This window comes from Comamonadaceae bacterium M7527 (genome assembly GCA_021044545.1).
Classification (GTDB): Bacteria; Pseudomonadota; Gammaproteobacteria; order Burkholderiales; family Burkholderiaceae_C; genus RS62.
This window is the reverse complement of the sequence record CP087990.1, coordinates 1,715,397-1,728,657: the sequence shown is the minus strand read 5'-3', so window position 1 is coordinate 1,728,657 and position 13,261 is coordinate 1,715,397. Positions and strand designations below refer to the sequence as shown.

Sequence of the window (13,261 nt, the reverse complement as noted above, 5' to 3'; positions counted from 1 at the left end):
CAATTCAACACCCTAGGAGTTCGCCATGAGCACATCCGTTAAAGAAGCACCAGCCAAGGGCATTAACGCCGAGAAGGCCAAAGCCTTGCAGGCCGCCTTGGCTCAAATTGAAAAGCAGTTTGGCAAGGGCACCATCATGCGCTTGGGCGCTGGCGAGGTGATTGAAGACATTCAAACGGTGTCAACTGGCTCATTGGGTTTAGACGTCGCGCTGGGCGTTGGTGGTTTGCCGCGTGGGCGCGTGATAGAAATTTACGGCCCAGAGTCATCAGGCAAAACCACATTGACGCTACAAGTGGTGGCTGAGATGCAAAAGCTCGGTGGCGTGTGCGCCTTTGTAGACGCTGAGCATGCCCTAGACGTGCAGTACGCACAAGCCTTGGGTGTGAACTTGGAAGACATGCTGATTTCTCAGCCAGACACGGGCGAGCAAGCCCTAGAGGTGGTGGACAGCCTGGTGCGTTCTGCTGCCATTGACCTGATCGTCATAGACTCTGTTGCGGCGCTCACGCCCAAGGCCGAACTTGAGGGCGACATGGGCGACTCATTGCCGGGTTTGCAGGCGCGTTTGATGAGCCAAGCGTTGCGCAAGCTCACAGCCACCATCAAAAAAGCCAACTGTACGGTGATTTTTATCAACCAAATTCGTATGAAAATTGGCGTGATGTTTGGCAGTCCAGAGACCACCACCGGCGGTAACGCATTGAAGTTTTATTCGTCTGTGCGTTTGGACATTCGCCGCACTGGCTCTATCAAAAAGGGTGATGAACTCATTGGTAACGAGACCCGCGTGAAGGTGGTGAAGAACAAGGTGGCCTCGCCATTCAAGACGGCAGAGTTCGACATCATGTACGGCAAAGGCATCAGCCGTGAAGGCGAAATCATTGATCTGGGTGTGGCCAACAACATCGTGGACAAGTCTGGCGCCTGGTATGCCTACAACGGCGAAAAAATTGGACAAGGCCGTGACAATGCGCGCGAGTTTTTGAAAGAGAACCCCGGCTTGTCGCGTGAAATTGAAAACAAGGTGCGTGCAGCCCTGGACGTGCCGCAGCTCAGCGTTAGCGTAGCCGCCACACCGCCTGTGGTCAGCGACGACGAAGTGTAAAAGCGCACAAGGACATGCCCGCACCGGCGCTATCGCTCAAAGCTAGGGTGCTCAAGTTGTTAAGCCAGCGAGAGCACTCCAAGCCTGAACTGGCGCGCAAACTGCGCGCGTTGGAAACCCAGGACGGCGAGCTGGCGCAGGTGCTGGATGACTTTGAAGCCAAGGGGCTCATCAGTGAACAGCGCGTGGCGGGCAGCGTTGTGAATGCCAAGGCGCAGCGCATGGGAAGCATGCGACTGCGCCAAGTGTTACAAGCCAAGGGCTTAAGCGCTGATGTGGTGCGCGACACGGTTGCCAGCCTCAAAGCCACAGAGCTTGAGCGCGCCCAATCTGTATGGGCCAAAAAATTTGGTGTGCCACCAACAGACGCCAACGCGCGGGCCAAGCAGATGCGCTTTTTGGCAGCACGTGGCTTTGATGGCGGCGTGGTGCGTGCGGTAGTGCCACGGGTTGGCGCTGATGATGAGGCCTTGGATGACGACTGGTAGCGGATAATTGCGCATGACCGCAACAAGCTTCGCCTCGCTGGGCCTCACCACAGCACAACAAAACAACCTCACGGCCCTGGGCTTTGATGCCCTCACCCCTGTTCAGGCAGCCACGTTGCCGTTGTCTTTGGCGGGCGCCGATGTCATTGCGCAAGCCAAAACCGGTAGCGGCAAAACCGCCGCCTTTGGCTTGGCCTTGTTGCACACACTAGACCCCAACAAGCTCAACGTGCAAGCCCTGGTGCTGTGCCCTACACGTGAGTTGGCCGATCAAGTGTGTGCTGAGCTGCGTCGTTTGGCGCGCGCCTTGACCAACGTCAAAATTCTCACCTTGTGCGGTGGCGTGGCGTTGCGCGGGCAAACCGCCAGCCTGGAGCATGGCGCGCACATCGTAGTGGGCACACCAGGTCGGGTGTTAGACCATTTGCAGCGCGAGCATTTGGGGCTGGATAACCTCGCTACGCTGGTGCTGGATGAGGCCGACCGCATGCTGGACATGGGCTTTGCCGACGACATTGCGGCCGTTGTGAAGTACGCGCCAGCACAGCGCCAGACCTTGTTGTTTTCAGCGACCTACCCCGACGCAATTGACAGCATGGCGGCGCGCTTTATGCGCAAGCCTCAGCGCGTGCAGGTGGATACCGTGCATGAGGCGATCACCATTGACGAGTGGTTCTTCGAAGTGGATGACGCGCAGCGCTTGCATGCGGTGTCTGACTTGTTGAATCACTACCAGCCAGAGTCGACAGTGGCGTTTTGCAACACCCGCGCGCAGTGCAATGACTTGGTAGAGGTGTTGCGCGCAGTAGGCTTTTCAGCCCTCACCTTGCACGGCGATCTGGACCAACGCGACCGTGACCAGGTGTTGGTGCAGTTTGCCAACCGCAGCTGCTCAGTGCTGGTGGCCACAGACGTGGCCGCGCGTGGTTTAGACATTGCCAACCTAAGCGCTGTTATCAACGTAGACACGACACCAGATGCAGAAGTGTATGTACATCGCGTTGGTCGCACGGGCCGTGCGGGCGCCACGGGTATTGCGCTGAGTTTGGTCAGCATGCCAGAGATGGGCCGCGTGGCTCGCATAGAAGAGCAAACCAAGCGACCTGCCCGCTGGCAAACACTAAGTCAACTCAACACTGGCAAGCCTGTGTTGCAAGCGCCTATGCGCACGCTGCAAATAGCGGGCGGTCGCAAAGAAAAAATTCGCGCTGGCGATATCCTGGGTGCGCTGACTGGCGAGGCGGGTTTTGACAAGGCCCAAGTTGGCAAAATTGCATTGGGTGAATTTTCAACCTATGTCGCTGTGGACAAAGCCATTGCCAACAAGGCTTGTGACAAGCTAAACGCAGGTCGCATCAAGGGCAAAAAAGTCAAGGTGCGGGTGCTGGATAACTGAGTTGCCAACAGCCGCTGCTGATCAGTACCGTCTACCAGCCAAACATCAAGCCCAAGTTTTGCACCGCCGCGCCGCTTGCACCTTTGCCCAGGTTGTCCAGCCTGGCGACCAGCAGCGTTTGCGCGTTGCTGTCGTTGCCAAATACGTGTAGCTCTAAATCGTTGGTGTTGGCCAGCGCCGTAGCGTCCAGGTTGGCTGGGCTCATGCCAGCATGGCCGCCGTCAATGACGCGTACAAACTCACTGCCCTTGTAGTGCGCTTGCAGTGCTGCCAATAGGCCTGCTGTATTGGTGCCTGCTGCCAGTTGGTTGTGGTGTAGCGGTAGCTGTACCAACATGCCTTGTGCAAAGTTGCCGACACTGGGCACAAACAACGGTGGTACTCGCAAGCCCGTGTGCATGATCTCAGGCAGGTGCTTGTGTTGCAGGCTCAAGCCATAGAGCTGAAACTTGGGCGCGCGGTCTGCCTCGTAGTCTTCAATCATGGTGCGTCCACCGCCGCTGTAGCCGCTAACGCTGGGCAAATTCACCCGTGCATCTGTGGGCAACAGACCGGCGTCTATCAGCGGGCGCAGCAAGGCAATGGCACCTGTGGCGTAGCAGCCTGGGTTGGCCACGCGTGATGCGTTCTTGATCAGGGCTAGCTGTGCGGCGCACAGTTCTGGAAAACCATAGACCCAGCCTGCTGCGGTGCGGTGCGCCGTAGAAGCGTCCACAATGCGTGGCGCTTTGTGGCCAGCGGCTGACAGCGCGTCTATCAAGGCCACGGTGTCGCGAGCGGCATCGTCGTGCAAGCACAGCACCACGGCGTCGGCTTGGGTCAGCAGCTGCTTTTTTGCGTCTGGATTTTTGCGTTGCGCGGGGTCAATGCTGAGCAGCCTGACGTGGCTTAGCGTTTGCAAACGCTCGCGAATCTGTAGGCCAGTGGTGCCGGCTTCGCCATCAATGAATATATCAGTCATATCTTATATTTGAGGATTCATGCGTGTTGTGTGCTGCCCTTGCCGCGTGACGGGCTAAGACCAGCGCTGGTGTCAGTTTGCAGAAACGTTTGGTGCGTTGCAACATGATACAGTTCCGGTTTGTTTTTTCCCTCGTGCGCCGTGCCTAGGATTCGCCTAAACACAGGTTTGCGTAGGAAGTGTTGCGTTCACACTTTGAGAGTCCTGACATGAAGATTCACGAGTATCAAGGCAAGGAAATCTTGCGTCAGTTCGGCGTACCCACACCAAGGGGTATCGCTGCTTTTACCGTGCAGGAGGCTGTTGAGGCCGCACAAAAATTGGGCGGCCCAGTATGGGTGGTAAAAGCCCAAATCCACGCAGGTGGCCGCGGCAAGGGCGGTGGCGTGAAAGTGGCCAAGTCTATTGATGATGTCAAGGCATTGGCTGGCGAGATTCTGGGCATGCAGCTCAAAACGCATCAGACTGGCCCTGAAGGCCAGAAAGTACGTCGTCTCTACATAGAAGACGGCGCCGACATTCAAAAAGAATACTACGTGTCCGTTGTGACAGACCGTGCCACACAAAAAGTGGCCTTCATCGCGTCCAGCGAAGGTGGCATGGACATTGAGGAAGTGGCACACAGCACGCCCGAGAAAATCATCACCGAGTTCATTGATCCGTTGGTTGGCTTCAGCGACGAGCAAGCCAAAAAGATTGCTGACGCCATTGGCATGCCGGCAGACTCGACCGCACAGGCTGTCGATATTTTCCAAAAGCTGTTCAAGTGCTACATGGACACGGACGCGTCATTGGTTGAGATCAACCCACTGAACCGCGACAGCAAGGGTGGCGTTATGGCCTTGGACGCCAAGTTCAACTTTGACTCAAACGCGCTGTACCGTCACCCAGAGATCGTGGCTTACCGCGACCTAGACGAAGAAGACGCAGCTGAAGTAGAGGCTTCCAAGTTTGACCTGGCCTACATCAGCCTGGAAGGCAACATTGGCTGTTTGGTCAACGGCGCTGGCCTGGCCATGGCCACCATGGACACCATCAAGTTGTTTGGCGCTGAGCCAGCCAACTTCCTGGATGTGGGCGGCGGCGCGACACCTGAGAAGGTGACTGAGGCGTTCAAGATCATGTTGAAGAACCCCAAAGTCAAGGCCATTCTGGTCAACATCTTTGGTGGCATCATGCGCTGCGACACCATTGCCGAGGGCGTGATTACAGCTTGTAAGGCTGTGAACCTGAGCGTGCCGCTGGTTGTGCGTATGAAGGGCACCAATGAGGTATTGGGCAAGCAAATGTTGGCCGATTCTGGTTTGCCAATCATCAGCGCCGACTCTATGGCTGAAGCCGCCGAGAAAATCGTTGCCGCTGTTAAAGCAGCCTAAGCCCGACAGAAAATAAGGAATAAGCATGTCTATCCTCATTAATAAAGACACCAAGGTCATCACCCAGGGTATCACCGGTAAAACGGGTCAGTTCCACACCGAAAAGTGCCAAGAGTACGCAAACGGTAAAGCGTGTTTCGTGGCTGGTGTGAACCCCAAGAAGGCTGGCGAGTCCATCTTTAACATCCCGATTTTTGGCTCTGTCAAAGAAGCAGCGGCTGACACGGGTGCCACCGTATCCGTGATTTACGTGCCGCCAGCCGGTGCGGCTGCTGCGATTTGGGAAGCGGTTGAAGCCGACCTGGACTTGGCGATTTGCATCACCGAAGGCATTCCAGTGCGCGACATGCTTGAAGTGCGCCGTCGCATGGCCGCCAAAGAGGCAGCGGGCGGCAAAAAGACTTTGTTGCTGGGTCCCAACTGTCCCGGTTTGATTACACCCGACGAAATCAAGATCGGCATCATGCCTGGCCACATCCACAAAAAAGGCCGTATCGGCGTGGTGTCTCGTTCCGGTACCTTGACTTACGAAGCCGTAGGTCAGTTGACTGAGCTGGGCTTGGGCCAGTCAAGTGCTGTTGGTATTGGTGGAGACCCCGTCAACGGCTTGAAGCACATTGACGTGATGCGCATGTTTAACGACGATCCTGATACCGATGCGGTCATCATGATTGGCGAAATCGGCGGACCAGACGAGGCCGAAGCGGCGCTTTGGTGCAAAGACAACATGAAAAAGCCAATCGTGGGCTTTATTGCGGGTGTCACAGCGCCTCCGGGCAAGCGCATGGGTCACGCCGGTGCGTTGATCTCTGGCGGCGACGACACAGCCGAAGCCAAGTTGGCCATTATGGAAGCCTGTGGCTTTACAGTGACACGCAACCCATCCGAGATGGGCAAGCTGCTCAAGGGCTTGCTGTAAGTTACAGCCAGCGTTTGATGCTTAAATCAAATGGCAACGCCGCAATGCGTTGCCATTTTTTTATGCCCTTACAGTGATAGCACTGATTGTGTAGCTACCAGCGGCTTGTATGCTTGATGGTAATGGCGCCTTCGCGAACGCCTTGGCGACTTGTCGCAAGCCAGCGTGTTCAAGCCTATGTTGCCTTAGCCGGCCACCAACACAATGAAGCAGGGAGCTTATATGCACGCCGTCAAACCTGAGCGCCGCTCAAATCGCGTCAACAACCAAATAGGCTTTACCTTGATAGAGCTGATGGTGGTGGTTGCCGTCATAGGTGTGCTGGCCGCTGTGGCCATTCCGGCCTACCAAAACAACACGCAGCGCGCACGATGGGCTACCAACTTATCGGGTGTCGCCGTGCTCCAAACCGAGGCAGCGCGGTGCCTGGTAGAGCAAGGTGGTGCCATTGAAGCCTGCGACAGTTTGGCCGAACTGGGTGTTACTGCAGGCCTCAATGACAGCGGCTCTCTTGTGTTGCCCAACGGCGTGGCCACTGTCAAGGCCAGCAGCGATGAGACGTCGCTTTACGTTGTTATCAATGGCGCAGCCAATGCGGGCGCTTGTACCGTGGTCATGGCTGTGACGCCGATACCAGGCTCGCCGTTGTTGCAGTGGACCATGAGGCGCGACAAAACGCAGCCCAAGTGTACGGCGGACAATACGGGGGTAGAGGCCGAGCAGTGATGGGGCAGTTACTTGCTGCCTGCACAATCACGTTCAGGGAGACTTTGCTCAGGGTATGAATTGGCCTGTGGTCTTGTGCCTGCCGACTTTGCGCTTCTCTAATGTGTTGGTGCTCACTTCGCCACCACCCAATGCCCAGACTTGCCGCCCATTTTTTCAAGTAGCTTCACGTCTGTGATGGTCATGCCGCGGTCGGCGGCCTTGCACATGTCGTAAATGGTGAGCAGGCCGATTTGTACGGCCGTGAGGGCTTCCATCTCTACGCCGGTGGGGCCAGTGGTTTCTACAGTGGCGGTACAGCGCACGCCGTTGCTTGCCAGCTCGAATTGCACGCTGACGTGGCTTAAAGCCAAGGGGTGGCATAGCGGAATGAGGTCTGATGTGCGCTTGGCCCCTTGTATGGCGGCGATACGGGCAACGCCCAGTACATCGCCTTTTTTTGCAGTGCCTTGTGCGATAAGCGCCTGTGTTGCGCTTAGCATGCTGATAAAGCCAGTAGCCACCGCAACACGCTTGGTGTCAGCCTTGCTGCCTACGTCTACCATGTGGGCATGCCCTTGGGCGTCAAAATGGGTTAGGGGTGAAGTACTCACGGCGGCCTTTATGCGGTGTGTGTAAAAGTGGGCGTCTTGCCCAGCATCATAAAAGACTATGTACCTCTTTCATCGACATGTTGTTTGTGCCGCCTTGCTGGTTGGCAGCTTGTTGTCGGGCGCGGCACACGGACAAGACCAACAAGTGCCACTGCCCGCGCTAGGCGAAGTGGGCGACTTGAGCCTGGGTGACGAGCGGCGCCTGGGCGCACGTATTGTGGGCAACTTGTATGCCAGTGGGGACGTGGGCACTGACGTGGTGCTGGAGCAGTACATAGACAACGTGTGGCAAGCCTTGTATGCAGCTGGCATAGAGCGCGGCGATATCAGTCCAGAGATGGCGCAGCAGTTGGCCTGGCAAGTACTGCTGATCAACGACGCAAGTGTCAACGCCTTTGCGCTGCCCGGTGGCTATTTAGGTGTCAACATGGGCTTGATGGCCATGGCTGATGACGTGCATGCACTGGCCTCGGTGTTGGCGCACGAGCTAAGCCACGTGACGCAGCGCCACATTGCGCGCATGATCAGTTTGCGTGAACAAAACGCGCCATGGTTATTGGCGGCCATGATTGTGGGCAGTCTTGCGGTAACGCACGACACCGGTTTGGCCAATGCGGCCATATTGGGGGGCAGGCCGCAGCCGCACAAAGCCAGTTGAATTTTTCAAGAGACATGGAGCGTGAGGCCGACCGTCAAGGCTTGCAAGTACAAAACTTGGCCGGTTTTGAGGCGGCAGGCTTTGCTCGTATGTTTGAGCAACTGCAACACGTCAACCGTCTCAACGACGATGGCGCTTTCCCGTATTTGCGCAGCCACCCGCTAACCTCGCAGCGCATGGCCGACATGCAGTTGCGCTTGGCAGATTTGCGCCCACCAGCGCATGGCTTGCTTCAAGCCGACTGGCTGGACCCGGATGTGCACTTGTTCATGCGCGCCCGTGCACAGGTGCTGGTACAAACCCGCCAAGACAGTTTGCAGGCTTGGGTGAACCTGGCTGGCAAGCAAGTTGCTGGCAATACCAGGCCAGTGGACGTCTACCAGGGCGCGTTAGCCGCAGCGGCTTTGCAGCAACACGCCTTGGCGTGGCAGTGGCTTGAGCAAATTGGCGTGCGTACCGCTGCATCCAACAAGGTATTGCAGGCCTTGATACAAACGAGTGCGCTACAAGTATGGGTGGCCATGCCGCCCGCCGACAGGCCTGCTTTGTTCAATGGCGAGGCCATGGCGCGATTGTCAATGCGGTTGTTACAGCATTACGCGGCTGCGCCTGAGAACATTCGTCGCAGCTATCGCAGCGAGTTGCTCAGCGCAGCCGCTGCCGCGGGTGTGTCTGGCTGGCAATCATGGGCTGCAGTGCAAGACCAAGCTGATCAGCTGCTGCGTTTGTGGCTGGTAGACCACCCTGGTGATGCGCAGGCGTGGCAAGTCGCAGGCCATTTGGCGCAGGCCATGCGTCAGCCCTTGAGGGCGTTGCGCGCGCAAGCCGAGTATTCGGCGCACACAGGGCAGTTGGAAGCCGCCAAAGACCGCTTTATGGCCGCACAAGCATTGGCCAACCAGCAGCACAACAACGAGCAAGAGGCTGCGATTGTGGCGGTTCGTTTGCAGCAGGTCTCCACCGAATGGCGCAACCAGCAAGCCGACGACCAACGGTGAAGGCATTGCCGCGCGCCCCAATAGTAGGCGAGTGACCTGTGCGGTCATAGCCTTGATGTACCGACACTTTCTGTCATGCCACTAGAATTGGGGCACGCCGTAATGACACGGCGTTTTTGCTTTTTATGGCCGCTATACACATCACCGACATTGAGTCTGCAATCAACTACTGGCGACGGGTTTCTCCCTCGCCCGACGGTGTAACGCTGTGTCAGCCGCTGCGCCACCTGGCCGAGGTATATGCCTTGCTGGTGTACTACGGCGAGACAGAAGCCGATGAAGACAGCATGCCCAAGCCAGCGTTGGATGCTTGGGTGCAGTGGGTTGATAGCCTGCCAGACACGCCGTGCATTGCCATTTGCTCTACCAGCCAAGGTGATGATTTGTGCAAGGGCTGTGGACGCACCTTTGACGAGGTACAGTTTTGGCCAGAAATGACGGCCGGTGAAAAGCGTGTTGTTTGGCGACGTATCACACGTGAAGACGAGGCATGGCGCTTTAACCGTTACAGCGAGCGCGCGCTGGAGCGAAAGTCAGAACAAGCCCAGGGATAAAGATCCAAGGCTTGCTCAGGGCTTAACAATCTTCTGAACCCGTTTTTTAATTCGCCTTACCCACACGCAGCGCCAACTCGGCAGCCTTGCCCACGTAGGTAGCAGGCGTCATGGCCAGCAACCTGTCTTTGTCGACTTGTGGAATCGCCAACGTCTGAATAAGACCATGCAAAGCCTCGCGGGTGACTGTTTTACCGCGTGTGACAGCTTTGAGTTGCTCGTAAGCGCCTTCAATGGCGTAGCGGCGCATCACGGTTTGAATAGGCTCGGCCAACACTTCCCAGGCGTTGTCCAGGTCTGCCGCCAGGGCTTCCTCGTTGAGCTCTAGTTTGTTCAAGCCGTTAAGTAGCGACTGGTAAGCCAGCGTGGTGTAGCCAAAGGCCACGCCAATGTTGCGCAGCACTGTGCTGTCGGTGAGGTCTCGTTGCCAGCGTGAAATAGGCAGCTTCTCGCTCAAGTGGCGCAGCAGCGCGTTGGCCAAGCCAAGATTGCCTTCTGCGTTCTCAAAGTCAATGGGGTTGACCTTGTGCGGCATGGTGGATGAGCCAATTTCACCGTCTTTTAAGCGTTGCTTGAAGTAGCCCAGGCTCACATAACCCCATACGTCGCGTGACCAGTCAATGAGTATGGTGTTGGTGCGTGCCATCGCGTCAAACAGCTCTGCCATGTAGTCATGTGGTTCGATTTGAATGCTGTAGTCTTGAAAGCTAAGCCCCAAGCCAGCGGGCTCTGGCGCTTCGACCACACGCTTGGCGAAGGCTTCCCAGTCTACGTCTGGCCATGCGCTGAGGTGAGCGTTGTAGTTGCCCACAGCGCCGTTCATTTTGGCCATGATGGCCACGTTTTCAATGCATTTGGTGGCGCGTTGCAGCCTCACCAACACGTTGGCTACTTCTTTACCCACTGTGGTTGGGCTTGCAGTTTGGCCGTGTGTGCGGCTGAGCATGGGCACGCTGGCGTATAGCGTGGCCATGTCTTGCAGTTTGGCGCAGATGTCACCAATCAGTGGCAACAGCACTTGTTCTCGCGCCGCTTTTATTTGCAACGCGTGGCTGGTGTTGTTGATGTCTTCGCTGGTGCATGCAAAGTGCACAAATTCAGCGGCAGCGGCCAGCTCTTGTTGTACCTCGGGTGCGACGCCCTCTTTGGCGAACGAGCGTTTAATCCAGTACTCCACGGCCTTGACGTCGTGGTTTGTTTCACGCTCTATGAGCTTGATGGCGCTGGTGTCTGCCTCGGTATAGCCGCTGACCAGTTGCCACAAATGCCTTGTTGCAGCGCTGGACAAGGCGGGGCATTGTTCAAGACGGGCTTGCGTGAGTGCGATAAACCACGTCACCTCAACTTGCACCCGTTTGTGCATGTAGCCGTGCTCGCTCATGATGGGGCGCAAGGCGGCTAGTTTGGCGTTGTAGCGCCCGTCAAGCGGAGACAGGGCGGTGATTGAGGCGTTGGTGGGTGCGGTGGTCATAAATAGATGTAAATCGAGCCCTTTATTCAGGCTCACGTCAGCAGTGTTGGGAATGCTCTGATTGTACGTGTGGGCTATTTTTAGCCGCTAGAATCTGCAGCACTCTTATCTACTCTGTCCCATATGAAAATCATCGGTTCGCTCACCAGCCCTTATGTACGCAAAGTACGCGTGGTGATGATTGACAAAAAACTCGATTACGGCTTTGTCGAAGAAGATGTGTGGCATGCGCAAACATCCATCGCCCAAGCCAACCCGCTGGGCAAGGTGCCGTGCTTGGTGATGGAGGGCGGCGAAGCCGTTTTTGACTCACGTGTGATTGTTGAGTACCTGGACGCGTTGTCGCCAGTTGGCCGCTTGATACCTGCCAGCGGTCGCGAGCGCGCCGAGTGCAAAACATGGGAAGCCTTGGCCGACGGCGTGCTTGACGCCGCTATTTTGGCCAGACTTGAAGCCACCTGGCCTGGGCGTGCAGAAGGCGAGCGCAGCCAGGCCTGGATAGACAGGCAAATGGACAAAATCGACAAGTCCTTGGCGGCCATGAGTACGGGTCTGGGTGACAAGCCCTACTGCAGCGGTAACACCTACAGCCTGTCCGATGTGTCTGTGGGCTGCGCCTTGGGCTATCTGGATTTTCGCTTTCCTGCGCTGGACTGGCGTGCACGCCACCCCAACCTGGACAGGCTACTGGCCAAGCTGCAGCTGCGCCAAAGCTTTATGGATACGCTACCGCCCCAGTAATGGGGTTGTCAGCGTGTGGCCTGGCGCTTGAGCCAGCGCATCAATGCGCCCAGTACCGGAATGCGCTCGTACAACTCCTCTGCCGCATCCCAATAGTCACGGTGGTGGTTGATCAGCCCTTGCTCGTTAAAGCGCAGATGTGAGGCGCCCAAAATAACCCACGGCTTGGCGGCTTTGTCTGCCTTGACCGAAAACTGAAACTCCCAGGTCAACATGCAAGCCAGACCGTTTTCATCGTGGTGGTCTAAGGCGTTGGTCACCACAAACCTGGGTTCATTCAAGCGCTGGAACATGTGCTCAAAAATGGCTTGCACGTCACTCACTTGGTGCACTTCATTGAACGGGTCTTTGAAGTAGGTGTTGGCGTCGTACAGTTGGCCCATGTGTGCGACATCAGCCTGCTGTAATTGCTCAAACCAGTTTATGGCGTTGCGCGTGGGCGCCTGCAAATGGGCGTAGCGGGTGGCCTTGCTCATAGCTTGGTGGCTTTCAGAATAAGCGCTTGTGCCAAGCGGTGCGGTAGCAGTTGTATCAGCTTGAGCCAGCGCGTAAACCGCTTGGGGTAGTGGATGTCAAACGCACCCTGTGCCCAGCCTTTGAGCATGGCCTGCGCGGCCACTTCAGGCGTAATGAGCGCGGGCATATGAAAGTTGTTTTGTGCTGTCAGTGGCGTGGCCACAAAGCCCGGGTGTATGACACTTACGCCCAAGCCGGTTCTGGCGAGGTCCAGATACAACACTTCACCCAAATGTGTCAGTGCTGCTTTGGTGGGCCCATAAGCCAGGGAATTGGGCAAGCCACTCCAGCCCGCCACGCTGCTGATGAGGCTGATGTGTCCGCCACGCTGTTGAAGGCCCTGTTCCTGCAGCCTGGGCAACACGGCTGCCAGCACGTTGTAGGCGGCCTGCACATTCACTTGCAAGTGTTGCGTCATGACGTTGAGGTCAAACGCCGTGGCGCGCAGAGCCTGGTAAGTGCCTGCTGCAAACAACACCATGTCGACGTGGCCAAGCTGCTGCCAAATGCGCTGGGCGGCCTGCTCGCAAGCGGGTGCATCGGTGGCGTCCAGTGCAATTGCAGTGGCATGGGCCTGGCCATGTTGTGCGACAAACGCCTCCAGGGGGGCGACGGATCTGGCGGATACAACCACGTGCGCCCCGCGTGCGACCAACGCGTTGGCTACCGCCTCACCAATACCCGTTGAGCCGCCAACAACCCACACCACCTTGTGGCGCCAGTCGGTTATTGGCGGGTTCATGGGTTTAAAAAGCG

14 protein-coding genes and 1 pseudogene are annotated in these 13,261 nt (G+C 56.9%); 10 read left to right on the top strand and 5 right to left on the bottom strand.

The window, feature by feature from the left end; all coding sequences use genetic code 11:
* The first annotated feature begins 25 nt into the window (after positions 1-25).
* Genes recA through dbpA form a run of 3 tightly spaced genes read left to right on the top strand, consistent with a single transcriptional unit; the run spans position 26 to position 2,992 of the window.
* Positions 26-1,108, top strand: a complete 1,083-nt coding sequence (gene recA / locus LN050_08380) for a recombinase RecA (protein ID UFS55802.1) — start codon at positions 26-28, stop codon at positions 1,106-1,108.
* 14 nt (positions 1,109-1,122) lie between these two features.
* Positions 1,123-1,596, top strand: a complete 474-nt coding sequence (gene recX, locus LN050_08375; protein UFS55801.1) for a recombination regulator RecX — start codon at positions 1,123-1,125, stop codon at positions 1,594-1,596.
* A gap of 13 nt (positions 1,597-1,609) precedes the next feature.
* Positions 1,610-2,992: an ATP-dependent RNA helicase DbpA gene (gene dbpA, locus LN050_08370; GenBank protein ID UFS55800.1), complete on the top strand. Its 1,383-nt coding sequence runs from the start codon at positions 1,610-1,612 to the stop codon at positions 2,990-2,992.
* Positions 2,993-3,023: 31 nt separating this feature from the next.
* On the opposite strand, the gene argC is transcribed toward dbpA, so the two are convergent.
* Entirely contained in the window at positions 3,024-3,953 is a 930-nt protein-coding gene (argC, locus tag LN050_08365; protein ID UFS55799.1) for an N-acetyl-gamma-glutamyl-phosphate reductase, read from the bottom strand.
* A 209-nt stretch (positions 3,954-4,162) separates the two neighbouring features.
* On the opposite strand from argC, the gene sucC reads away from it, so the two are divergent.
* The 3 genes and pseudogenes from sucC (at position 4,163) to LN050_08350 (ending at position 6,620) form a co-directional block, all read left to right on the top strand.
* A complete protein-coding gene (gene sucC / locus LN050_08360; GenBank protein ID UFS55798.1) occupies positions 4,163-5,329 on the top strand; it encodes an ADP-forming succinate--CoA ligase subunit beta in 1,167 nt (388 codons plus the stop codon).
* A 25-nt stretch (positions 5,330-5,354) separates the two neighbouring features.
* Positions 5,355-6,248, top strand: coding sequence for a succinate--CoA ligase subunit alpha (gene sucD, locus LN050_08355; GenBank protein ID UFS55797.1), 894 nt, complete (start codon positions 5,355-5,357; stop codon positions 6,246-6,248).
* Positions 6,249-6,470: 222 nt separating this feature from the next.
* Positions 6,471-6,620 (top strand): annotated as a pseudogene (locus LN050_08350) (prepilin-type N-terminal cleavage/methylation domain-containing protein).
* 467 nt (positions 6,621-7,087) lie between these two features.
* Here the strand turns inward: LN050_08350 and moaC are convergent.
* Positions 7,088-7,567 (bottom strand): cyclic pyranopterin monophosphate synthase MoaC, encoded by a 480-nt coding sequence (moaC, locus tag LN050_08345; GenBank protein ID UFS55796.1) that lies wholly within the window; start codon positions 7,565-7,567, stop codon positions 7,088-7,090.
* A gap of 94 nt (positions 7,568-7,661) precedes the next feature.
* On the opposite strand from moaC, the gene LN050_08340 reads away from it, so the two are divergent.
* The 3 genes from LN050_08340 to LN050_08330 all read left to right on the top strand — a co-directional run bounded on the left by LN050_08340 (position 7,662) and on the right by LN050_08330 (position 9,777).
* Positions 7,662-8,225, top strand: a complete 564-nt coding sequence (locus LN050_08340) for a M48 family metalloprotease (protein UFS55795.1) — start codon at positions 7,662-7,664, stop codon at positions 8,223-8,225.
* Positions 8,222-9,223, top strand: coding sequence for a hypothetical protein (locus LN050_08335; protein ID UFS55794.1), 1,002 nt, complete (start codon positions 8,222-8,224; stop codon positions 9,221-9,223). The genes LN050_08340 and LN050_08335 overlap by 4 nt, the downstream gene beginning before the upstream one ends.
* A 125-nt stretch (positions 9,224-9,348) precedes the next feature.
* On the top strand, positions 9,349-9,777 hold the full coding sequence (locus LN050_08330) for a DUF3717 domain-containing protein (GenBank protein ID UFS55793.1): 429 nt from the start codon (positions 9,349-9,351) through the stop codon (positions 9,775-9,777).
* A gap of 46 nt (positions 9,778-9,823) precedes the next feature.
* On the opposite strand, the gene purB is transcribed toward LN050_08330, so the two are convergent.
* A complete protein-coding gene (purB, locus tag LN050_08325) occupies positions 9,824-11,248 on the bottom strand; it encodes an adenylosuccinate lyase (protein UFS55792.1) in 1,425 nt (474 codons plus the stop codon).
* A gap of 123 nt (positions 11,249-11,371) precedes the next feature.
* Between purB and LN050_08320 the strand changes: the two genes are divergently transcribed.
* Complete coding sequence (locus LN050_08320; GenBank protein UFS55791.1) at positions 11,372-11,989, top strand: glutathione S-transferase N-terminal domain-containing protein; 618 nt, start codon at positions 11,372-11,374, stop codon at positions 11,987-11,989.
* Between the two features lie 8 nt (positions 11,990-11,997).
* Here the strand turns inward: LN050_08320 and LN050_08315 are convergent, their stop codons facing one another.
* Entirely contained in the window at positions 11,998-12,465 is a 468-nt protein-coding gene (locus LN050_08315) for a nuclear transport factor 2 family protein (protein ID UFS55790.1), read from the bottom strand.
* Positions 12,462-13,247, bottom strand: coding sequence for an SDR family NAD(P)-dependent oxidoreductase (locus LN050_08310; GenBank protein UFS55789.1), 786 nt, complete (start codon positions 13,245-13,247; stop codon positions 12,462-12,464). The genes LN050_08315 and LN050_08310 overlap by 4 nt, the downstream gene beginning before the upstream one ends.
* Between the last annotated feature and the right edge of the window lie 14 nt (positions 13,248-13,261).